The sequence below is a fragment of the Pseudomonas sp. JDS08PS003 genome, from assembly GCF_045013505.1.
Classification (GTDB): Bacteria; Pseudomonadota; Gammaproteobacteria; order Pseudomonadales; family Pseudomonadaceae; genus Aquipseudomonas; species Aquipseudomonas protegens_B.
The window spans coordinates 2,869,578-2,891,385 of record NZ_CP120724.1; the positions used below are offsets into that span (position 1 = coordinate 2,869,578).

The window sequence follows — 21,808 nt, forward strand, 5'->3', positions numbered from 1 at the left end:
ATGCAACCGACTGGCAAACCCCGCTTGCAGGCACTCGGCTGGTTGCTTGCCGCAACCCTGGTATCGACCCAGGCCCGGGCCGAAGCCGAGGACAAGACCCTGCGCCTGTACAACTGGGCCGACTATTTCGCCGCCGATACCCTGAGTCGCTTTACCGCCGAAACCGGGATCAAGGTGATCTACGACGTCATGGAAGGCAGCGAAGTGCTGGAGGCCAAGCTGATGACGGGCGGCAGCGGCTACGACCTGATCTTCCCCGGCGACACCGTGGCCGAACGGCTGATGCGCGCCGGCAGCCTGCAGACCCTGGACCCGAGCAAGCTGAGCGGCCAGGACGACATCGAACCGGGTCTGCAAAGACTGCGTACCCAGTACCCCCGTGCCAGCCAGGCGACGGTGCCCTACACCTGGGGCACCATCGGCTTGACCTACAACGCACAGCAGGTCGCCGAGCGCCTGCCCAATGCTCCGGTGAACAGCCTGGACCTGCTGTTCAAGCCGGAACTGGCGAGCAAGTTTGCCGACTGCGGGATCTCGGTCATCGACTCGCCGGATGAAGTGCTGGCGGTGGCGCTCAACTACCTCGGGCGCGAACCCCGCAGCGCCAAGCCGGCGGATCTGCAGGCCGCCGGCGAACTGCTGGGCAAGCTGCGGCCCTACATCCGCAAGTTCCAGTCGCAGCCAGTGACCGATCTGGTCAACGGCAATCTGTGCCTGTCCCTGGGTTACAGCGGCGACATGACCCAGGCCCAGCGTGCTGCCGATGCCGCGGGGAAAAAGGTCGACTTCCAGTACCGCATCCCCCGTGAAGGCACCACGGTGTGGATGGACACCATGGCGATCCCCAAGGACGCCCGGTACCCGGAGTACGCCTATGCCTTCATCAACTTCGTCATGCGCCCGGAGAACATGGCGGCCATCAGTAACTCCACCGGCTATCCCACGGCCAATGCCAAGGCCCGCCCCGCTGTCGATCCGCAGATGCGCGACAACCCGGACATCTACCCGGACCCAGCCAGCTTCGAACGCCTGATCCCCGGCCGGGACATCCCTCAGGCCGACATGCGCGCCCGGATGCGCGCTTGGACCAAGTTCAAGACAGCGACAGCACCAACCCCCTGAACCCGGGCCGGCAGGCCGCGGTGCGGTTCGCCGGCAAGCCGGCTCCTACAATGTCCGGGTAGGAACAGGCTTGCCCGCGAAGGCGTCCGTGAGCACCTCGCCTGATTCTGTACCCCCTTCAGCAAACCCCACCCAGAGAATTGCCCCATGCCCACCCGACGTGAACTTATCAAACAGGCCTCGCTGCTGGCCGGAATCGCCGCCATGACCAGCCTGGGCCTGGGCTCCCGCCAAGCCCGAGCCCAGGAGCAGGACGACTGGTACCTGCCCGACGAAGGCGACCGCCAGCAGCGGGCCTTCATGGCCTTTGGCGCCCAGGACGCGATCTGGGAAGACTTCACCTCTGATGTCCAGCAAGCCCAGGGGCGCATCGCCCGGGCCATCGCCGTCCATCAACCCCTGACCCTGTTCTGCCGCGAAGAGGAGCGCGACCTGGCCGAAACACTGTGCGGGACGCACAACATCAGCTACGTGATCACCGAGCTGGACGATATCTGGATGCGCGATATCGGCGCCAACTTCGTCACCAACTCCCAGGGCCAACTGGGCGCGGTGGACTTCAACTTCAATGGCTGGGGCAACAAGCAGCGCCACGCCCGGGATGCCCGGCTGGCGCGGCAAATGGCCGACGCCGCCGATGCCCGGTACCTGCGCAGCGAGCTGGTAGGCGAGGGTGGCGGTATCGAGGTGGACGGCCACGGCACCGGGATCATGACCGAAAGCAGCTGGATCAACGGCAACCGCAATCCGGGCTGGAGCAAGGCTGAGGTAGAGGCTGAACTCAAGGCTTGTCTCGGCTTGCGCAAGATCATCTGGCTGCCGGGGATCAAGGGCCGGGACATCACTGATGCCCATGTCGACTTCTATGCACGTTTCGTCAGGCCCGGGGTGGTGGTGGCCAACCTCGACAACGACCCGGACTCCTACGACCACCAGGTGACCCTCAAGCACCTGGAGATCCTGCGCAATGCCACCGATGCCGATGGTCGCAAGCTGCAGGTGCACCCCCTGTCGCCGCCGCTGAACCCGCGCAAGACGCGCTTCAGCCGGGGCAACGACGATTTTGCCGCGGGCTACATCAACTACTTCGTGATCAATGGCGCGGTGATTTCCCCGCAGTTCGGCGATCCGACGGCGGACGCCAAGGCCCTGGCCCTGCTGGAGAGCCTGTACCCCGGGCGGCAAGTGGTGCAGTTGGACATCGACGCCATCGCGGCGGGAGGCGGGGGAATCCACTGCGTGACCCACCAGGAGCCCGAGGTGTGAGGTTCGAAGACGGCGGCAGAAGTGGTCTGCTCTTTACGATTGAACTGGACTGATCAAACCCTCCATTCAGGCCATAAGCTGGCGCTCCTCACCACCCAGGGCTTGAGCCTGGTGTGGGTTTTCGAAAGGAGAGCGCAATGGATGTTCAACAACACGCGGTGACGATACGGCCGATTCAGCCTGGCGATTATCAGCAGTGGTTGCAGTTGTGGCTGGCGTATCAGGACTTCTATCAGGTGACGCTGGACGAGCAGGTCAGCGTGCTTGCCTTCGAGCGTTTCTGCGATCCGCAGGAGCCGGTGTTTTCAGCAGTGGCGGTGCAGGGCGATGAGCTGATCGGTTTCGTCAACTCGGTGTTGCACCGTTCGACCTGGGCGGTAACCGACTTCTGTTATCTGGAGGATCTGTATGTAGCCCCGGCAGTGCGGGGCAGTGGTGCGGGGAAACTGTTGATCGAGTGGGTCCAGGCCTTTGCCCGGGAACAGCGGTGCGGGCGGTTGTACTGGCATACCCAGGAGAGCAACAAGCGTGCGCAGAGGTTGTATGACTGGGTGGCGCAGAAGCCTGGGGTCATTGAGTATCGGATGGGGTTGTGAGGCGGAGGGGGGCTTTGCTGGGTGGGTACCTATCCGGTGATGCGGGAGTGGCCACTTCGGGTTGCGCTTTTACAGCGGGGGGGGGGGTACATATCCGGTACTGCGGGTGCGACTACTTACGGTTCCGCTCTTACAGCGGCTCACTTTTGAAAATCCGGAATGCCGGCCCAGACAAAAGTAAGCAAAACGCTTTGCCCCTCCACTCGGTGCCTCGCCTAGGCTCGGCATGCCCGAACGAAGGCATTGATCCGTGGGCCGCCGCCACCGGCCATCCCTGGCCGGGTGGCGGCTAACCCGGCGTCCTGCCGGGTTGCCCACGGCTCAATGCCTGCGTTCGGCCATCGTGGTTAACGGGGCGCTCAGATCAAGATCAAAATCAAGAGCGCGACGGCGGCCTTGCGGCCGGCCTGAAGCTAAGGATGGGTGCGTGTCTGTAGGAGCTGGCTTGCCAGCGAAGGCGCCCGCCCAGGCGCTGCATGTCTCACGGGCCTCTTCGCCGGCAAGCCGGCTCCTACGGACAGCGCGTAAAACGCGCTTGGCTTTTGCCCTTGATCTTGACCTTCAGGCCCCTTCCCAGCCGGCCGAACGTAGGCGTTGCGTAGGGGGCAGCTCGGCAGGGATGCCGAGCTAGCCGCCACCCGGCCATGGATGGCCGGTTGGCGGCGGGCCCCTGGAGCAATGCCGGAGAGAGGGCACCCCGAGCTCCAGCGAGGGGCCCATGGAGGGGCAAGACCTTTTGGTTACTTTTCGCTGGGCCGGCACTCCGGCGTTTGGTAAAAGTGACTCGCCGTAAGGGCGAAACCGTCAGCGGCCGTTACCGCAGCAACGGATATGTACCCCGCCAGCCTCGCCGTAAGGGCAAAACCCTAAGCAGCCGCATCCGCAGCCACGGATACATCACCCTTCCCAGCAGCGATGGCCGCTCTATTCCCCCTGACGAAACACCAGCGCCTTGAGCCCACACTGCGGATCGGCATCGGGAAACTCCGGCGGGTTCTCCAGCCGCTGTTCAAAGCGCAGCCCCGGCGCGGCCTCGGCCACGCCCTCCAGCAGAAACTCCACGGCAAACGCCGGGTCGTTCATGCAGGCCAGTACGCAGCCGTTGGCGGTCAGCAGTTCCGGCAGGCGCCGCAGCACACGGGCATAGTCCTTGCTCAGGACAAAGCTGCCTTTCTGGAACGACGGCGGATCAATGATCACCAGATCGTAAGGACCCCCTTGCTTGACCTTGCTCCAGGACTTGAACAAGTCATGGCCAAGAAAGCTCACTCGGCTGGTGTCGTGGCCATTGAGCCGGTGGTTGTCGCGGCCGCGGCTCAGGGCCGCTCGGGACATGTCGAGGTTGACCACGCGCTCGGCACCGCCGGCGATCGCCGCTACCGAGAAGCCGCAGGTGTAGGCGAACAGGTTGAGCACGTTCTGGCCCCGGGCCTGGGCCCGGACCCAGTTGCGCCCGTAGCGCATGTCGAGGAACAGTCCGTTGTTCTGTTTGCTGCCCAGGTCCACTTGGTAGCGCAGGCCTTCCTCGGTGATGGTGCAGAAGTCCACCGGCTGCCCCAGCAGCCATTCGCCATGGCTGTCGGGCAGGTAGCGGTGTTGCAGCATCAGGCTGCGGGCGCCGCAGGCGGTCCATTGCGCAGTGTCGCCCAGCTCCACCAGCAGCAGCTTGAGGGCCGCGAGCTGTTCAGGCTCCGGCGCCTTGAACAGGGACACCAGCAATACCCCTTGCAGCCAATCCACGGTCAGTTGCTCCAACCCCGGCCAGCAGCGACCACGGCCATGGAACAGGCGCCGGGTTTCGGCGGGGGCGGCGGCCAGGGCAATGAGCAGGTGCTGGTTGAGGGTGGCGAGGGCTTGAGGGGTCATCACGGGAACCGGCGATTTTCGGGGGCGGCATTTAACCACAATTGCCGGCATCCGGTGCTCAGTCGATGTACTGTGGTCGCCCCATGGTGCGCCAGTGCGCCAGTCGCTGGTCCATCACCGATGCCAGCCGGTCGTAGTTGCTCCAGCTGTTTTCCACCCGGTAGATGGTGCCGGGCTCGGGGGCCAGGATCTGTTCGTAGTCGCTGGAAAACCGACCGCTGTCCCGCCCTTTGTAGTAGGCCAGGGCAAAGGCATTGCCTTCGTCGTTGAAATCGCCGTCGCTGAGTTTTTCATCCAGTATCCGCAACAGGAACTCGCGGCCATCGAGGGTGCGGGCCTGGACTTGGCCAATCTCCTCCTCGACATCGTCCAGCAACTCCTCGCTGGCAAAGTCATTGATCAGCATCCAGGCCAGGAACAGGCCGATGTGGGTGGCTCCGGCCGTGGTGGGCAGGTCGGCGGGGAAGTCGCCACCGTAGTGCCAGGAGGCGTCGTCGTATTTCATGGGTGCAGGTCCTGAAAGGTGAGAGGGGCGTGCAAGTTGCAGGGGCGTCAAAGAATGGCGTTGGTCCATTGCGCGGTGCCGGCCAGGCGCCGCTTGACGCTGTCGATGCGCCATTGCCCCGCGACCCGTTTGACCAGGAAACGATGCTCGTAGCACAGCGCCCGGGAGGCCGGATCACGCACCAGCACTTCGGCCTGGGCGGGCTTGAGCAACTGACAGCCCAGGAGTTCGTCGGCCTCGGAGTAGGTTGTGGGGTAACCGTAGGAGGCTCGGGGATAGGCCCGCGGCCGCAGGGTGCAGAAACGCTCGAGAAGCTGTTGCGGTTCAGCCCAGAAGGCGGCGTCGACAGCCTCGTGACCGAGGGCATTGCCCCGCTGTTCCCAGGCCTCCAGGGCCAGGGTATAGGCCCGCACCTGGGTGACCGGATCGCCACTGTTGTCATTGCCAGGCGCCAGTGGCGGCCAGGGCAGGGAAGGGGCCGGTGCGGACGCTGGCGGCGCCCCGGCACCGGCCTGCACCAGCTGTTGCATGATCTGGGTATGGCCCTTCTCTTCGGCCAGGGACCAGGCATTGCGTTGCTGGAAGTCCAGGCGCAGGGGATCGGCGCCGGCTTTGAGCAGCAAGGTCACCATTGCCTCGTGCCCGTCCTGGGCGGCGTTCATCAGGGCAGTGCGTTGCAGTTCGGGGCTGGCGTGTTCGAGCGCTGCGCCATGGGCGATCAGCAACTCGGCCATGGCGCTATCGCCATGGCTGGCGGCCCAGGCCAGGGGGCTGTAGCCCAGGGCCTTGCACGGTTGCTGGACATTCGCACCACGGGCCAGCAGCAGCGCCACGGCCGGCCGGTGCCCGGCAATAGTGGCGGCCAAAAGGGCCGTGCGGCCGGTGCCCTTGTGCTGCCATTCAAGGTCCGCGCCAGCATCAAGGAGACGCTCGAGGGCCGCGAGATCGCCGCGTGCGGCGGCTTTTTCCAGTAGGTGAGACAAGGTCGAGAATCCGTTCGGTCAGGGTAGAAACGCCGCGGCATGGTAACGCTCCACGCGCCGTTTTTGCCACGCCCGATACGCCCCTCACCGCCGATCTGGCAGGGCAGTCGCGCCGGGCTACGCTGCGATACGGGACGCTGGGTGCGGCCCGGGCCATTTCGAGCTTCGCTGGCCGGGACCGGGGTCAGGGGCGATCAATGACAGGCAGCGCCGGCCCGGCCACCGGAGCCATCCTGAGGCGGGCGGGGTGTTCATGGACGCCTTCCGAAGGCTTGCGTAGGATGGCGCGTTCGCGCTCTACGCCGTTGCAGCCAGCGCTGCAGCCTCCCTTGCCAACAGGAGTCCAAGATGTTCAAGGCCATTGTGATCGACAAAGACACAGCAGCTTATCGCGCCCATCTGAGCGAACTGCAGGAGGCGCAACTGCCTGAAGGCGATGTCACGGTGCGGGTGGCCTACAGCACCCTGAACTACAAGGACGCCCTGGCGATCACTGGCAAGAGCCCGGTGGTGCGGCAGTTTCCCATGGTCCCCGGAATCGACCTGGCAGGCACCGTCGAAGCCAGCAGCCATCCGCGCTTTCGCCCGGGGGAGCAGGTGCTGCTCAATGGCTGGGGCGTGGGCGAGAGCCATTGGGGCGGGCTGGCGCAGAAGGCCCGGTTGCAGGGGGACTGGCTGATCCACCTGCCCGAAGCCTTCAGCGCGCGCCAGGCCATGGCCATCGGCACTGCCGGCTACACCGCCATGCTGTGCCTGATCGCCCTGGAACGCAGCGGCCTGACCCCCGAGCACGGCGAGGTACTGGTCACCGGCGCCAGCGGCGGCGTTGGCAGCTTTGCCATCAGCTTGCTGTCGCGCCTGGGCTACTCGGTGATCGCCGCCACCGGGCGGCCGGAAGAGGCCGACTACCTCAAGGCGTTGGGGGCCAGCCGTATCATCGAGCGTGCCGAACTGTCCGAGCCGGGGCGCCCGCTGGCCAAGGAGCGCTGGGCGGCGGCCATCGATTCGGTGGGCAGCCACACCCTGGCCAACGTCTGTGCCGGCACCGCCGCCGATGGCCTGGTGGCCGCCTGCGGGTTGGCCCAGGGCATGGATTTTCCGGCCTCGGTGGCGCCCTTCATTCTGCGTGGTGTGAGCTTGCTGGGGATCAACAGCGTGACCCGTCCCTACCACGAGCGGGTGCATGCCTGGGAGCGCCTGGCTGCCGAGGTGGACCAGCAGCATCTGCAGCGGATCACCCGCGAAATGGGCTTGGAAGAGGCGTTGACCGTCGCCCGTGAACTGCTCGAAGGCAAGGTCCGCGGGCGGGTGGTGGTGGACGTCAACCACTGATATAAACCTCGGGCCGCTGCGCTGCCGGAACGCCGCGCGCGGCCTTCGTTGCTGCACCTTCCAGGACCGACGCGAGCCCCGTGCCACGGGGCTGCTTCGCGGCCCTTCGTCCTATTGATCCGAGGTTGCCTGTTCCATGTCGATTCCCGTTCAGCGGCCGCTCTGGCAGGTGTACCTGATCTTCCTGCTGCCCATGGTGTTGTCGAACTTCCTGCAGTCGTTCTCCGGCACCCTCAACGGCATCTACATCGGGCAGATGCTGGGGACCCAGGCCCTGGCCGCGGTGTCGGGGATGTTCCCCATCGTGTTCTTTTTCATTGCCCTGGTGATCGGCCTGGGCGCGGGGGCCTCGGTGCTGATCGGCCAGGCCTGGGGCGCCCGGGAGCTGGGCACGGTCAAGGCGGTGGCCGGTAGCACCCTGTTGCTCGGCGCGTTGATCGGGTTGCTGGGGGCAGTGCTGGGCATGCTGTTTGCGCGGCCGGCGTTGCAGGGGCTGGGCACGCCCCTGGATGTGCTGGACGATGCGGTGGGCTATGCCCGGGTGATGATGCTGATCATGCCGCTGCTGCTGGTGTTCGTGCTCTTCACTCAGTTGCTGCGGGGTGTCAGCGATACCCTGTCGCCGCTGCTGGCGCTGATCGTTTCGACCCTGGCGGGCCTACTCCTGACCCCGGCGCTGATTCGCGGTTGGCTGGGCCTGCCACCCATGGGCATACAGAGCGCGGCGTTCGCCGGGCTGGTGGGCAACATTCTGGCCATGGGTTTTCTGGTCTGGCGCTTGAGTGGCCGGGCCCATCCCCTGGCCCCGGACCGGACGTTGTTCGCGGCGATGAAGCTGGACCGGGCGATTCTCGCCAAGGTGCTGCGCATCGGCCTGCCCACCGGGGTGCAGATGGTGGTGATCTCACTCTCCGAACTGGTGATCCTGGCCCTGGTCAACCGCCACGGTTCCCAGGCCACGGCGGCCTACGGTGCGGTGACCCAGATCGTCAACTATGTGCAGTTCCCGGCGCTGTCGATCGCCATCACCGCGTCGATCCTCGGAGCCCAGGCCATTGGCGCCGGGCGCCTGGAGCGCATCACCCCGATCCTGCGCACGGGGCTGGCGATCAACCTGTGCCTGACCGGGGCCCTGGTGTTGCTGGGCTACCTGATTTCCCACTGGCTGCTGGGGTTGTTCATCATCGACCCGGCAGCCCTGGTGCAGGCCGAACACCTGCTGCACATCATGCTCTGGAGCATTCTGGTGTTCGGCTTCCAGGCGGTGGTGGGCGGCATCATGCGCGCCAGCGGCACGGTGCTGATGCCGGTGGCGATCTCAATTTTCTGCATCCTCGGGGTGCAGGTGCCGATGGCCTATCTGCTGGACGCGCACTTTGGTCTGCAAGGGGTGTGGATGGCGTTCCCGGTGGCCTACCTGACCATGCTGGTGCTGCAGACCGGCTACTTCAAGCTGGTCTGGCGGCACAAGCAGATCCAGCGGCTGATCTGAGGCCGTCGCCGCTCAGGCGCTGCGGGGCGAGCCGCGGCCAAAGCCGTTGACCACGATGTACAGCAACGGGCCGATGGAGACGAAGAGCGCCGTCAGCAGCAGGTAGGGTAGCACCGACAGCGCCGAGCGCCCCCGGGCCCGGGCGTCTCGCAGCATCCACAGTCCAGCCAGCAGCGCCATCAGGTACAGGTCGATGACCACCTGCGCGGTGTCGGCTTGCGACAGCAGTTGCACACCGAATTGCAGCAGCGACTGCTGTGCCTGGAGCAGGGTGAACAGGGTATAGGCACTGAAGGCCAGCAGGGCCAGCAAAGCAAGATAGGGACGGGGCATGGCGGGTTCCTAGTGGTGAGGGAGTCAGTCGCGGCACGGCGAGCGTTGCCGGCCCAGGTCCAGCATCAGGTAGAGCAGGCCGGTGGCGCCACAGGCGAAGATCAGCGCTTGCGAGAGCAGCGAGTCGAAGAGGTACAGCGGGTGCTGCTGAAGGTTGTAATGCAGCCCGGCATGGACCACGGCAAAGGCGGCCAGCAGTTGCCGGCTGGTGCGTCGCATGGCCTGGCGCGGGTGCCCGATCAGCCACATCAGCGCGGCGCACAGCGGTACATGCAGCGCAATGAACCACTGCTGGCCAAGCGCTGGGTCGAGGTCGCGCAAGCCATACAGCAGGCGCCACTCGGCTTGGGCCACGGCGTCCAGTTCATGGCCGGCGAACAAGGCCAGGCATAGGCGCCAGAGGGTTTTTCTCACCGTTAAACTCCTTGAACTACGGGGAACGAACAGGCTAAGTGGCAACCCCCGGGCCACTCAATGACCTCCCAGGTCATAGACAGGCGTGGCGCACAAGCGCTCAGCTGGGCGACACAGGACGACAATCACCTTCAAGGAATGGGTAGCGATGAGCGACAACGAACAGGCTCCTGAGCCAGGCACCCCAAGGTTGATCCGTGAGGCACGGCTCGACGATGTGCCGGCCATGCTCGGCTTTGATGCCTACGCACAATCCCATGCCAGCCGCGGCCAGGCGCTTGGCGAGGCGGTCGGGCGGGGCCAGCTGTGGGTCGAAGTGGTGTGCGACAGGATCGCTGGCTATGTGTTGCTCAATCATGATTTTTTCGATCAGGGGTTTGTCTCCCTGGTGGTTGTGGCGCCCGGGCAGCAGCGTCAGGGTGTGGCACAACGGCTGCTCGTTGCCGCCGAGAAGGCTTGTCGGACGAGCAAGCTGTTCACCTCCACCAACCGTTCCAATCTGGCGGCCCAGGGGTTGCTGGCCAAGGCCGGTTTCCGCCCCAGCGGGGTGGTCGAGAACCTGGACGAGAACGATCCTGAACTGATCTTTTTCAAGGCTGTTCGCTGAGCCGCGCCCCAGCGGCTACTCCACCCAAAGGATGACCAAACCCGATGCTCGAACCCCTTGAACGCGTTCCCGCGCCAGCGCTGTCGGTCGGCGCGCAGCTACGCCAGCTGCGGCGGCAGGCACGCTTGAGCCAGCTGGACCTGGCGTTGCAGGCGGGCATGTCGCAACGGCATCTGAGCTGTGTCGAGACGGGCCGGGCGCAGCCCAGCCCGGCGCTGCTGCACAGTGTGCTGAGCACTCTGGATACCCCGCTGGAAACACGCAACCGGGTGTATCTCGCCGCCGGCTACGCCCCCCGTTATGCCGCCTTGCCGTTGAGCGATCCGGGCCTGGAGCCGGTACGCGCGGCGCTGATGCACCTGCTCCAGGCCAACAACCCGGCGCCGGCCATTGTCATCGACAGCGGCTGGCAGGTACTGGCCGCCAACCGCGCCACCGCGGTCTTGTTCGGGCTTTTGGGGCTGCCACCGACGGCGCTGGAGCAAGGCTTCAATCTGTTGGCGAGCCTGCTGCTGCCCGGTGGTTTTGGTGACTGTCTGATCAACGCCGAGGAGATCTGTCAGGTGGCTTGGCAGCGGGCGGCCCGGGAAGCGGCGCAACAGCCGGGGCTGGCGGCGCTGCTGGCGAGCCTGCCGTTCCCCGGCGAGTTGGCGGGTGCCGCAAGCCTGAGCACGCCGTTGCTGCTGACCCGGGTGCGCGGGCCCAGGGGCGAGCTGCGTTTTCTCTCCACCTTCACCACCTTCGGCATGCCCCAGGACATCACTGTGGCGTCATTGCGCATCGAGCACTTGATCCCCGCCGATCAGGCCACCTGGCAGGCCTTGACCCAGGCCTGCGAGGCCGATCCGTCCTAGATCGCCAAGGCACGGGCCGATTGGCCGGGGCTGTGGGGCGCCGTCGGCAGTGCGCCGGCCAGGACCATTCGAGTCAGGGTGCTGGCGACGGCCTGGAAGTCCGCGGCAACCGCCTCATCACCGCCGTTGAGCAGGGCGATCTGCCAGCCGAGGGTGGGATAGGTCTGGGTCGCCGCGCCGATGAACAGCAACAGGTGCGCCGGGTCGACGGCGGCTATCAGGCCTCGTTCGGCCCAGTTGCGCAGGCAGGCGATTTCACGGCGATTCTGTGTCTCCAGGCTTTCGCGCCAGGTGACCGGCAGCTGTTGCGCGCCATGCAGCAGCTCACTGCAGAGAATCTTCGAGCGCAGGGGAAACCCCTGGACGATGTGCATCCTGGCTTCGATATAGGCCTGGAGGGCCGGTCCGGGATCGGCGTCCTCGTGCAGCAGCAGCGAAGCCTGACGCAAGGGTTCCAGCAAGGGCTGCAGGACTTCGGCGTAGAGATTTTCCTTGGTGTGGAAGTAGTAATAGAGATTGGCCTTGGGCACTCCGGCGCGCAGGGCGATATCCAGGGTCTGGCAGGCACTGAAGCCCCGGGCGGCGAATTCGTTGCGGGCGGCATCGAGAATCAGCTGGCGGTGGCGTGATCGGGAGCGCCGCTCGCGGGCGGCCGGAGGCTGTCCCGGGGGCTGCGGGGCGGGGGTATCGATGCTGGGTGAGGGGCGATGCATGGGGCGTCTCGTGGTGCGAATTCGCAATATACAAAAGTATATAGCGAAATCTCTGCGTCAGGCTCCACCGCTGCTATCAGGGATGACGAGGGGGGAAGGGCAAGGCCGGAGCGGGCTGACCGCTCCGGTAAGCAGGGGGGAGGCTTCAGGCGTGGCGGGTACGGCTCCAGCGCCGTGCCAGATAGCCGTAGACCGAAAGGTTGATCAGCAGTACCAGGCTGCCCAGCCAGAGCTGGATGCCCGGCGTCAGCCCGGCAGGGTAGATCAGTGGGATCAGGTAGTGCTCGATGAACCCGGCCCCGTAGCCATCCTGGCCGGCCGCGTGGCGCAACAGGTTTTCCCAGCGGGTCAGCGGGCATTCCAGGTGCAAGACTTCCACCGCCACACCCCAGGCCGCGGCGGGCAGGTGCAGCAGCATCAGCCGTGGATGGCGCAGTACCAGCAGGCCTCCCAGCAGCACGAAGACGATGAATGACAGGTGAAACAGCACCAGGCTGTCAGCGGCGATGCGGTAGAGCATGAAGGTTCCTTGTTGGGGGAGGCAGGTCCGTGGCGCGGGCGCCCCGGGCAATATACCGATGCCGGAGGCGTCGTGGGTGACCATCGCGCGAGCGCCTGGCAAAACGCCCCGGACGTCGCAGTGGCGCTACCTATACTGCAAGTAGGCCAGGCCGGTCTTTCGAGCCTGGCCTTGCCTTGCCTTTCAGGGAGGGACGTGCCTTGTGCTCACTGGCGCTGCGCTGCCATCGCCGCAGGTCCTGGTTGTTCAGCCTGGGGCTGGCGGTGCTGGTATTGCTCCTTCCCGGCTGCGCCAGCCGTGTCGCGCAACCCGTCGCTCCGGCGCCGGTCAGTCCGGCCGTCTGGCGTCAGGTGGAGGGTGAACTGCTGGACGCCTCCCGCTCTGCCACTCTGCAGGCTGAAGTCTATGCCCAGGGCTCCATGGAGCATTGGCGCACACGGATCTATCAGCAGACCGAGGAAAACTTCATTCCCTGGTTCAGCGGCTACTGGACCCAGGAGTGGCTGTCGCTCAAGGTCGGCTGGTATTCGTTGAACAGCCGGGGCGATGAGGCACAGGCATCCAGGCGTCTGGCCGGTTACCTGCAGGAGCAGTATCAGCAGCGGGTCCTGGCACCGGTGGCGCTGGAGATCGATGCCGATGGCATTACCGGCGAGGCCATGGAGTTCTATGTGCAGTTGCTGCGTCAGCAGGTGCAGCTCAGCACCGCGCGTCATCAGTTGCCCGCGCCGCAGCTGGATCAGCATCTGGCACGGATCATCGCCATCGATCTTGGGCCCCAGGCCGGCCAGCGCGCTTCGCTGCAGCAACTGCTGCAGGTGGAGCCGGTGGCCCGTCTGCCGGCCTATGGGCCGCTGTTGCAGCAGATTCATGCCGGGCCGGCGACCGCCCCGGGGGCTGCTGCGCCGGGTGTGTCCCAGGTGGCCCAGGTCACCAGTGAGAAACTTCAGGCGCAGTTCGCCAGTCGCGGTGTGGCCGGTGCTGTGGCCGCCGCGGTGGGGCGGGTGGCCGGAGCGCTGATTTCCGTGGGTGTGGCGGGAGTACGGGCCCTGGTCCAGAACAATGAGCGCGAGGATCTGCAGGCGCAGACCCGCCGCGACCTGGGCACGGCCTTCGATCAGGCCTGGCTCAAGCAGTTGCATGACCCTGAGCACGGGGTCATGGCCGGGGTGTATTACCTGGCGCGGCAGATTGAGGCGCAGTTGCAAGCGCCGCCACCTCTGGTGGAGCAGGGCCCCGGCTGGAGCCCGTGAACCCGCGGTGTCAGGTCAGTGCCTTGCGGCGCATTGTCCGGGAGCTGCCCCAGGGGCTGGTTCGAGGATGACCTCATACTCACTGACGCCTGCGGCATGGCGCCCGGCAACGTAGCCGAAGGTCATGGCCGGCCCCAGGTTGATGCCCCCGGACGGGTAGAAGCCGCCCATGACACTGGCCATGTCGGTGCCTGCGGCATACAGCCCCGGGATCACTGCTCCGGTCTGATCCAGTACTTGGGCCTGGGGGGTGGTCCTGAGCCCGGCAAAGGTGCCGAAACTGCCGGGCAGCACTTTGACCCCATAGAATGGCCCTTTCTGGATAGGCGCCACACAGGGGTTCGGCCCCGGGTACAGGGCGTCGCCCTGCTTGCGGTTGTAGGGCGTCGAACCGCGGCCGAACTCGGGGTCCTGGCCCTGCCGGGCATGCTGGTTGAACGCCTGTACCGTGGCGACCAGGCCTTGTGGGTCGATGCCGCAACGCCGCGCCAGCTCCTGGATGGAGTCGGCTCGTTGCAAGTAGCCGTTGCGCACCAGGGGCCCCACGGGCAGGGGGAAGGGACGGGCATAACCCAGCCCGTAACGACGTTGGAAGCGATGATCGCAGATCAGCCAGGACGCCACTTCCTCGCCGGCCGGAACCGCCTCCACCATGGCTGCGGTGTAGTCGTAGTAACCGTCGGCCTCGTTGACGAAGCGTTTGCCATTGGCCAGCACCCCGATCACCCCGGGCTTGGCCCGATCGATGATATGGGGAAAGTGGCCGATGCTGCCGTCGGCGTGTCGCACCCGCGATACCGGGGCCCAGGCCACCGGGCTGGCAAGGTCAGTGGCCAGCACGGCACCGGCGGCCTCACCGAGACGAATGCCGTCCCCCGAGCAGCTCAAGGGTGGCAAGGCCAGATGCTCGTCAGGGCCTGGCGCTCGGGGAAACAGCGCCTGACGTCGAACCGGGTCATGGGCAAAACCACCGGCCGCCAGGACCACGCCGCGACGGGCACGGATTTCCCGCGGCCCCTGAGGTGTGTCGATCAGGGCGCCGTGCACCCCCTGGTTGTCCCGTAGCAGCGAACGGGCCGGCGACGACTCCAGCAGATTCACTCCCAGGTCCTGGGCTGATTTCGCCAGCCGGCCAATCAGCGCCACGCCGTTCACCAGCTGCATGGCCCGGCCATGCAGCGCCAGGTCCCGCAGATGGCGGATAAAGCGCTTGCCCACATGCAACAGCGACTTGAAGGAGCGAGTCATGCTGAGAAAGGCGCCCAGGTCGGCCCCGGCCATGATCGGCATGCCCATGAACGAGGTCTCGCGCATGGTCCGGCGCAGACGCGCCAACAAGGGACCAATGGCCCGGGCGTCATAGGGCGCGGCGATCACCTGATGACCCTCGATACCGGCCCCGGGCACCTGGCCGTGGATGTCCGGAATGCCATTGCCGTCGACGAACTGCAGGGCGGTGTGCTGTTCGAAGAAGGCCACCATCTGTGGTCCGTTATCGAGAAAGGCGTCGATGCGTCCGGCGTCGTAGCCTTCGCCCAGTTCATGCCTGAGGTAGGTGCGCGGCTGTTGCGGGTTTTCATGGATGCCGGCGCGGCGCGCCAGAGGATTACCCGGCACCCACATCCAGCCACCGGACCAGGCACTGGCACCGCCGAAAGTGGAATCCTTTTCCACTACTACCACCTTCAGGCCATGCCAGGCGGCGGTCACGGCACAGGCCAGGCCGGCAGCGCCGGAGCCGATTACCAGCAGGTCACAATCCAGGGGCGGGAGGTTTTCAGCGGGAGCTTCGCTCACAATGGCAGGCCTTTTCGGTGAAATTATAAAAAATGGAATCATGTTCCATATTGTTGAAAAACTATTTCACAGTGGCTGCGAGGCTGTCAAACCAACCCGGGCTTGTACTTTGAAAATGGGCCTGCGAGTGGTTTCAACCCTGTGATGCGCGCAGGAAGGCCAGCACGTGCCGGGCTTGGTGACACAAGGCGATCTTCCAGCAGTCGGCGCCTTGTTCATCTTGTTGCAGCGGGTCGCCACCGACAGCGAGCATGGCCTTGAACAGTTCCAGCTGATCGTCTTCGGCAGCCACCATCAGCGGCGTACGGCCCGGGCAGGGATAGGCATGAGAGGCATTGGGGTCAGCGCCATGACGCAACAGCAGGTAGGCAATTTGCATCAACTGCCGGGGATCGCAGCGTTCGCGTTCCACTGCCAGCAGGGTCTTGAGAATCGCTTGATGCGACGGCTGATCGGGGTCCATGAGCGCGCGCTGGCCGAAGGCTCCAGCGCTGCTGCCCAACTGACGGCGCAGCACCTCTTGGCTCACCGCGTCTGCTTGCTTGATCAGGCTTTGTACCTTGTCCATGGCCTTGCCCGGTTGTTGCAACTGCCACAGTTTGCCGAGGCAGTGGTACAGCGGCGTCTGCTCCGGGTAGAGCCCGGGAGCATTGGCCGAGGCCCCCATCTGCAGCAGCCTGGCCACCACTTTGGCGTCGCCCATGTCGATGGCCTGCATCAGAGGGGTCAGGCGCTTTTTGCGGGTGCACTGGTCGAGGGTGGCGGCCTCGTGAGGCTGGTCCAGCAGCAGGTCGAGGGTCGAGCGTTCTCCTCGGTCATGGGCGCATTGCAGGGCACAGAGCAGCGCTGAACCTTGGGCCTCGTCCTTCAGGTTGACGTTCGCTCCATGCTGCAACAGGGCACGGACCGCCTCGGCCTGACCTTCGGAGGCGAACCAGAGCAATTGCGGATACCGACGTTTCTGCCGATCGATGGTGTAGACCGCAATAACCCGGTCAGGGCGTTGCAGGTCCACTTTGATGTTCCCGGTCTCGGCGGGGTCGAACGCAAGGATCGGCCACTGCGGTTGCGCTCTGTGGTCTTCGGCCTCCGGGAAGAAGCCCAGCGCCGGGAACAGTCGGGTAAAAAGCTGCTTCAGCTGGCTGATTTCCCAGTCGCTGATCACCGGGCCTTGCTCAAGGCCCAGGGAACTGAACAGTCCCAGTATCAGCGCCTGGTGCTTCAGGCGCTTGAGCCGGGGCCGGTCTTGCAGCATCGCCGCCAGGCTCAGGCACTCCTCCAGCAGGTTCAGTTGCAAGCGACCGGCGCGATACAGGGCCGCTGACAGGGCCGCGTCGTAATGCCTCATGGCCGTGGAGTAGTTGCCCGACAGCAATTGCCAGCGGCCTTCGAACCAGGCACTGAAATATCCGGTCCGGCCATCCGTATCATGGCGCTCCTGCAGCTTGATGAAGTCGTCTAGCATCTGCCGTGCCTGAGCCTGGCTGCCGGCGGCCTTGCCCCGGGTCGGCGTCAGGTGTTCCCGCAGCCATTGGGCGCCGGGCTTGAGGATGTTCAGGCGCTGCCCGGCCTCAAGGTTGAGGCGCTCCAGGGACTGGCGGCCACTTTGTGCCGCGGGCCCCAGCAGCAGGGTGTGCAGCACTTGTTGCCTGAACCCCGGGAGGCCGACGGCGAGCAATTGCTGGTCGAAGTGACCGAGGGCTCGGGCCGTCACCAGCCAGGGTCCCAGGTCGGCCACCAACTGTGGCTTGTCGCTGACTTTTTCCAGGGTCCTGAGCAGTGTCTTGAGACTCGACAGATCGGCCTGTCGGGGCCCTTTGCGCCAACGCCCCAGTTGGTCACGGGCATCCTTGCTGTCGGGATAGAGGCGTTGAGCCAGTTGCTGGGCCGAATCCCCACTCTGTTGTTCGAACCATTGCAGGACCACCCCCAGAGGAAACTGATCCTTGTCCAGCAGCTGTGGCAGTTGCGGGCCGCTGAAACGCCGTTGCAATTGCTGGAGAAAGTCGCCGACCGGTGCGGCGTAGTGTTCCACCAGCGCCGGCAGGGCCTGCTGGCGGCTCAGGCTATCCAGCCCCAGGTTCTTGACCAGATCGAGGTAGTGGGCTTGCAGATAATCGACGAAGGCTTCGAGGTACAGGGCAAAGTCACGGTCCAGCTGACTCAAGGGTTCAATCAGCAGCTCGCGCTTGAGCTTGGGAAACAGGCTCCAGTCGTGATCGCTCTCGGCCAAGGCGACCAGTTGCTTGCGGCGCGCGGCGTCAGTGGATTTGGTATCGAAGGCTGCCGTGAGCAACTGGTAGCACTCTCCCAGGCTGGGAAAGGGGGATTGGGTTAGCGGCATTCGAGCCTCCGTAACATCAGTTTGAAGTTCAGCAGCGCCCGACAGTCGCTCGGCGTGCAGGGCACCGGGATCGAACCCTTACCTGGGGCCGTGAGCTTCCCATGGCGTTTGCCACGATGGAACAGCCAGCCTTGGCGCAATTGTTGTTTGACCAGCCTGGCGATGTCTTTGTCATTGCTGTAGTGGGACATGGCGGCCTCCTTGGCCTGGCCCCCGCCAGCCAATACTGACGGGGGCGCTGTCGGGCTCAAGGGTTGGTGTTTTTCGCGGCAGCGCGTTGCGCCCGGGCAGCAAAGCTGTCCGCCGTTACCTGGCCCTTGCCGGCCTTGGCGGCACTGCTGGTGATGCGCGAGGCCGACGCCTGGTCCATCGGCGACGGGTTGGCGGGAGGGGTGTTTTTCGACATGAGGGTAATCTCCGTTGGATGACTGCCGAACTGGCAGTGAATCGAGATTACCCAGGCGGGAATTGCTTGGCGGCGGCGCCGATGGCGCAAAAAAACAGAAAAATTCCAGGCGCCCTGCAACGCCCGTCAGGTTGGGGTTGCAGGTGCTCCGATGATTGATTGCAACAGCCCGAAGAGCGGTTGGCGAAGGCTCAAGGAGTGTGGGGTTTGCGCAGGATCAGATCGAACCTGTGGTTGTGTTTGGGGCCGCGCAGGCTTTTGCCCAGCCCTTCGCTTTCTTCGAAATGCTCGATGTGCAGGCCGGTGCACAGTGCCTGTACGGCGCTGCGGGAGTGAAAAGTCAGGTCTGGCGCCGTGGCCCATTGATCCCGCTCGCCGAACAGTTGGCCCACCAGCAATGCGCCGGGTTGCAAGGCCTCGACTTGCATCTGCCAGAACTGGGCGAAGGCAGCGGGGCGGCAGAACGGCCACGCCAGTCCGGCGTGAATCAGCTGTGCCGGCGCCAGTTCATCGAGGGTTTCGAAGTGTCCCTGGACGGCACGCAGGCGACCTTCGGCGAGGGTTCCGGCGCGGTCCTTGAGGCGCTCGATGGCGGACGCCTCCTGGTCGATGGCCAGCACCCTCCAGCCACGCTCCAGCAACAAGCAAGTCTCGATGCCCGAGCCGCAGCCCAGGTCGATGGCCTGGGGGTGATCCATGCCCGGCAGGTTCAAGGCCAGGGCGCGGCACAACAGGGGCGAAGGCGGGCGACCCTCGAAAGTCTTGTAGAAGGCCTCCCACCGGGCGGACTCCTCAGGGGCGGGTGTGGGCATGAATCACTCCTTGATGATTGGCGCAATATCCTACCGGAGCCCGGCCATCCTGTGCCGGGTTTCAGCCTTGCAGCGGGTCTGGGCTCAGCAGGCCTTTACGGGTCAGTTCGCACACTTCCCGGGCCTGTTGCAGCACCTGCTGTTGCCATTGCGGGCGGTCGTCGTAGAACGCGTCGCGCATCTGTCGCTTGATCTGCTCGAAACGCGAGCGCGGCGCCAGCGGATTGCGCTGCAGCCATTGTTCGGCGCGCAGCGCGTTGAGCACCTGGGGGCCGGGCAAGGTGCCGTATTCAAGGGTCAGGCCGTTGTATTGCGCCTGGGGACATTCCTCCATCACGGCCAGGTCCAGGGTGCCGTTCAACTGCGCCGAGGTGGAGCTGCCATCGAAGCTGTTGGTCACCTCGGGGCCCCACCAAGCCTGGGCCCGTTGCAGGTCGGCGGCGCTGGCCCGGCCCTTGTAAATGCGTTCGCCGACGCCGTTGGGGCCCAGGCCTGTGTGGATGTCGATCCAGCCGATACGCAGGCAGTGCCGGGCGTGCTGGCGCAGAATCTGGCGAATCTGCAGGTTGCTCCAACTGGGTTCCACGCCGCTGAAGAACAGGCCGTCGGGGTGGCTGTGCTGACCGCGAGTGATGGCCGACTGCAGAGCCGAGCGGCCGCGACGCGCAGCGAACAGCATCAGTCGCGCGCTGCTGCTGATGCTCGCCGGCCAGTTCCTGGGCAGCAGCAGATTGTGGATGGCACGGTAGTCGGGGTTGTCCGGCAGGGGCTGGCTGAAATCGAGGAAGTTGCGATTCAGATCGACGTTTTCGTGGGTCACCCGGCGCATCCAGGAGAAGCCGTAGGGGTTCAGCGCATGCAGGTAGAGCACGGCCAGATCCGGGGACGCGGTGCGCTGGGCCCAGTGATCGTCCGCCAGCAGATCGACCTGCACGGCCGAGCCACAGAAGCCTTCGACGCCGTGGCAGCCACTGCTGATCACCATCAGGTTGCGGGCGTTGGCGGGCCCCACCCGGCAGACGTCGATGGCCAGGGTTTCCTGGTCGCGGCCCTTGAACGGATGGATATGGGATTCCACCTGCAAGCCACGCAGCTCGCAGCCATTGAGAAATTTGCGCCGCGCCTCGGCATAGCTGGCGGAAAAACTGGCAAGGTTCATCGAGAGACTTCCTGATCGGGTACAGAGGCTCCTCGGCCTCCCCAGTGCGCCACGGCACCAGGGAGAACCTGGGGAACGGGGGAGCGAATGGGCCGCCAGGCGGCCCGGCGAGAAGGCGTTGCTAGACGCGGATCGGGGCTGCCCCTGGCAGCGTATCGCCGGCCCTGGCCAGCAGGCGCTCGCGAGTGGCGCTCGGGTTGATCACCCACAATCCCAGCAGGGCGCAGGCCAGGGTTGCCAGGCCGATGCCATTGACCGCGGTTTCAAATCCCCGGGCAATGTCGTTGTCGAACAGGGTTACCAGCTTGCCCACCAGCCAGGGTGCGAGCATGCCAGCCAGGGTCATGCAGCCCACATGGATGGCCAGCATCGCGCCGCGCTGGCGCGCCGGAGAAATGTGCGAGGTGATGGTCATGCCGAAGGCGAACACGCCGTTGAGCAGCACGGCGCCCAGCACATAGAGCACCAGCTTTTCTTCCAGTGCGCCGAACACCGAACCCATGGCGCTCAGGGCCAGGCCTCCGACCATGCAGCACAGCATCGGCGGCACGACCAGGCTGCGTTGCACGCTCACTCCATTCTTCAGCAGACGCTGGGACAGGCCCGACACCAGCAAGTTGAGCAGGATAATGCTGAAGGTTGCGGCGAACATCACGTAGCCGGTCTGCATCGGGCTCAGGCCCAGGCCCTTTTGCATGTACACCGCCGACCAACTGAAGGACAGGGCATTGGGCAGGTAGGCCAGAAAACACATCAGCGAAATCCACAGGAAGGTGCGGTTGAGCAGCAGGTGGCGGTAGGCAATCGGCGCTTCGGCGAGCTGTTGCTCGCTGTGTTGCTCGGCGTGCCGGCCTTCAGCACCGAACAGCAGCCAGACCAGGACCCAGGCCAGGCTCAGCAGGGCCAGGGCCAGGTACGCCGTGCGCCAGCCGTAGTGGCTGATGGCATAGGGCAGGGCCAGGGCTCCCAGCAGTCCGCCGAGCATGATCGACACCTGGATCAGCGAGGCCGGCAGCACTTGCTCCCGCGCCCCGAACCACTTGAACGCCGCGTGCTGGGTCACCGCCGTGCCCGGGCCGCAGCCGGCTCCCAGTAGCAGGCGGCTGGCGGTCAGGGCGGCGAGGCTGCTGGCGAAGGTCACCAGCAATTGCGCACTGGTCCAGACCAGCGCCATCATCGTGAGAATCCAGCGGGTGGGGTAGCGGTTGGCGAGAAAGCCCACGGCGATCCCGGAGATCGAATAGAGAAAAAAGAAGGCGCTGCCGACAAAGCCGAACTGCTCCGGGGTCAGTTGCAGTTCCTCGATGATCTGCACCCCGGCGAAGGCGAAGATGGTCTTGTCCAGCACGCTGATGACCATCACCGCCATCAGCAGGGCCATGATCAGGGCGCGGGGTCTTGCGGCGGGTGTCGGCATGGCGGCGGTTTATCCTT

The 21,808-nt window shown here is 65.2% G+C and carries 22 protein-coding genes; 8 read left to right on the top strand and 14 right to left on the bottom strand.

Translation table 11 applies throughout. The features are described 5' to 3' along the window. From P7C00_RS13255 to P7C00_RS13265, 3 genes are all read left to right on the top strand, one after another. Entirely contained in the window at positions 1 to 1,122 is a 1,122-nt protein-coding gene (locus tag P7C00_RS13255; protein ID WP_404939393.1) for an extracellular solute-binding protein, read from the top strand. Positions 1,123 to 1,269: 147 nt separating this feature from the next. Beyond that, positions 1,270 to 2,388, top strand: a complete 1,119-nt coding sequence (locus P7C00_RS13260; RefSeq protein WP_404939395.1) for an agmatine/peptidylarginine deiminase — start codon at positions 1,270 to 1,272, stop codon at positions 2,386 to 2,388. A gap of 137 nt (positions 2,389 to 2,525) precedes the next feature. Next, positions 2,526 to 2,984: a GNAT family N-acetyltransferase gene (locus P7C00_RS13265; RefSeq protein ID WP_404939397.1), complete on the top strand. Its 459-nt coding sequence runs from the start codon at positions 2,526 to 2,528 to the stop codon at positions 2,982 to 2,984. A 924-nt stretch (positions 2,985 to 3,908) separates the two neighbouring features. On the opposite strand, the gene P7C00_RS13270 is transcribed toward P7C00_RS13265, so the two are convergent. From P7C00_RS13270 to P7C00_RS13280, 3 genes are read right to left on the bottom strand one after another with little or no spacing between them, the layout of a single operon-like run. Continuing rightward, positions 3,909 to 4,850 (bottom strand): class I SAM-dependent methyltransferase, encoded by a 942-nt coding sequence (locus P7C00_RS13270; RefSeq protein ID WP_346635727.1) that lies wholly within the window; start codon positions 4,848 to 4,850, stop codon positions 3,909 to 3,911. Between the two features lie 58 nt (positions 4,851 to 4,908). Continuing rightward, positions 4,909 to 5,355 (bottom strand): hypothetical protein, encoded by a 447-nt coding sequence (locus P7C00_RS13275; protein ID WP_404939399.1) that lies wholly within the window; start codon positions 5,353 to 5,355, stop codon positions 4,909 to 4,911. A 47-nt stretch (positions 5,356 to 5,402) separates the two neighbouring features. Continuing rightward, positions 5,403 to 6,338 carry an ankyrin repeat domain-containing protein gene (locus tag P7C00_RS13280; RefSeq protein ID WP_346635729.1) on the bottom strand — a complete coding sequence of 312 codons (936 nt, stop codon included), beginning with the start codon at positions 6,336 to 6,338 and terminating at the stop codon, positions 5,403 to 5,405. A 348-nt stretch (positions 6,339 to 6,686) separates the two neighbouring features. Between P7C00_RS13280 and P7C00_RS13285 the strand changes: the two genes are divergently transcribed. Both P7C00_RS13285 and P7C00_RS13290 read left to right on the top strand, forming a co-directional pair. Further along, entirely contained in the window at positions 6,687 to 7,670 is a 984-nt protein-coding gene (locus P7C00_RS13285) for an MDR family oxidoreductase (RefSeq protein WP_404939401.1), read from the top strand. A 136-nt stretch (positions 7,671 to 7,806) separates the two neighbouring features. Further along, positions 7,807 to 9,162 (top strand): MATE family efflux transporter, encoded by a 1,356-nt coding sequence (locus P7C00_RS13290; protein WP_404939403.1) that lies wholly within the window; start codon positions 7,807 to 7,809, stop codon positions 9,160 to 9,162. A 12-nt stretch (positions 9,163 to 9,174) separates the two neighbouring features. On the opposite strand, the gene P7C00_RS13295 is transcribed toward P7C00_RS13290, so the two are convergent. Both P7C00_RS13295 and P7C00_RS13300 read right to left on the bottom strand, forming a co-directional pair. Next, a complete protein-coding gene (locus P7C00_RS13295; RefSeq protein ID WP_346635732.1) occupies positions 9,175 to 9,495 on the bottom strand; it encodes a DUF2834 domain-containing protein in 321 nt (106 codons plus the stop codon). A 24-nt stretch (positions 9,496 to 9,519) separates the two neighbouring features. After that, positions 9,520 to 9,909: a DUF6713 family protein gene (locus P7C00_RS13300; RefSeq protein ID WP_404939405.1), complete on the bottom strand. Its 390-nt coding sequence runs from the start codon at positions 9,907 to 9,909 to the stop codon at positions 9,520 to 9,522. A 148-nt stretch (positions 9,910 to 10,057) separates the two neighbouring features. Between P7C00_RS13300 and P7C00_RS13305 the strand changes: the two genes are divergently transcribed. Further along, the gene (locus P7C00_RS13305) at positions 10,058 to 10,516 is read left to right on the top strand and encodes a GNAT family N-acetyltransferase (protein WP_346635734.1); all 459 of its coding nucleotides are present in this window, start codon (positions 10,058 to 10,060) and stop codon (positions 10,514 to 10,516) included. 44 nt (positions 10,517 to 10,560) lie between these two features. Continuing rightward, entirely contained in the window at positions 10,561 to 11,370 is an 810-nt protein-coding gene (locus tag P7C00_RS13310; protein ID WP_404939407.1) for a helix-turn-helix domain-containing protein, read from the top strand. Here the strand turns inward: P7C00_RS13310 and P7C00_RS13315 are convergent. Together P7C00_RS13315 and P7C00_RS13320 are read right to left on the bottom strand one after the other, a co-directional pair. Further along, positions 11,367 to 12,083, bottom strand: a complete 717-nt coding sequence (locus P7C00_RS13315; protein WP_346635736.1) for a TetR/AcrR family transcriptional regulator — start codon at positions 12,081 to 12,083, stop codon at positions 11,367 to 11,369. The two genes, P7C00_RS13310 and P7C00_RS13315, sit on opposite strands and share 4 nt — an antisense overlap. A gap of 145 nt (positions 12,084 to 12,228) precedes the next feature. Continuing rightward, positions 12,229 to 12,603 carry a DUF2784 domain-containing protein gene (locus tag P7C00_RS13320; RefSeq protein WP_346635737.1) on the bottom strand — a complete coding sequence of 125 codons (375 nt, stop codon included), beginning with the start codon at positions 12,601 to 12,603 and terminating at the stop codon, positions 12,229 to 12,231. Between the two features lie 200 nt (positions 12,604 to 12,803). Between P7C00_RS13320 and P7C00_RS13325 the strand changes: the two genes are divergently transcribed. Beyond that, on the top strand, positions 12,804 to 13,856 hold the full coding sequence (locus P7C00_RS13325) for a hypothetical protein (protein ID WP_346635738.1): 1,053 nt from the start codon (positions 12,804 to 12,806) through the stop codon (positions 13,854 to 13,856). A gap of 15 nt (positions 13,857 to 13,871) precedes the next feature. Here the strand turns inward: P7C00_RS13325 and P7C00_RS13330 are convergent, their stop codons facing one another. From P7C00_RS13330 to P7C00_RS13360, 7 genes are all read right to left on the bottom strand, one after another. Next, a complete protein-coding gene (locus P7C00_RS13330) occupies positions 13,872 to 15,653 on the bottom strand; it encodes an FAD-dependent oxidoreductase (RefSeq protein ID WP_404939409.1) in 1,782 nt (593 codons plus the stop codon). A 133-nt stretch (positions 15,654 to 15,786) separates the two neighbouring features. After that, positions 15,787 to 17,997, bottom strand: a complete 2,211-nt coding sequence (locus P7C00_RS13335; protein WP_404939411.1) for an ankyrin repeat domain-containing protein — start codon at positions 17,995 to 17,997, stop codon at positions 15,787 to 15,789. Further along, positions 17,988 to 18,188, bottom strand: coding sequence for a hypothetical protein (locus P7C00_RS13340; protein ID WP_346635741.1), 201 nt, complete (start codon positions 18,186 to 18,188; stop codon positions 17,988 to 17,990). The genes P7C00_RS13335 and P7C00_RS13340 overlap by 10 nt, the downstream gene beginning before the upstream one ends. Positions 18,189 to 18,244: 56 nt before the next feature. Next, positions 18,245 to 18,403 (bottom strand): hypothetical protein, encoded by a 159-nt coding sequence (locus P7C00_RS13345; RefSeq protein ID WP_346635742.1) that lies wholly within the window; start codon positions 18,401 to 18,403, stop codon positions 18,245 to 18,247. 191 nt (positions 18,404 to 18,594) lie between these two features. Beyond that, positions 18,595 to 19,215: a class I SAM-dependent methyltransferase gene (locus P7C00_RS13350; protein ID WP_346635743.1), complete on the bottom strand. Its 621-nt coding sequence runs from the start codon at positions 19,213 to 19,215 to the stop codon at positions 18,595 to 18,597. A gap of 61 nt (positions 19,216 to 19,276) precedes the next feature. Further along, complete coding sequence (locus P7C00_RS13355; protein ID WP_346635744.1) at positions 19,277 to 20,374, bottom strand: M14 family metallopeptidase; 1,098 nt, start codon at positions 20,372 to 20,374, stop codon at positions 19,277 to 19,279. Positions 20,375 to 20,495: 121 nt separating this feature from the next. Then, a complete protein-coding gene (locus tag P7C00_RS13360) occupies positions 20,496 to 21,791 on the bottom strand; it encodes an MFS transporter (protein ID WP_404939413.1) in 1,296 nt (431 codons plus the stop codon). Between the last annotated feature and the right edge of the window lie 17 nt (positions 21,792 to 21,808).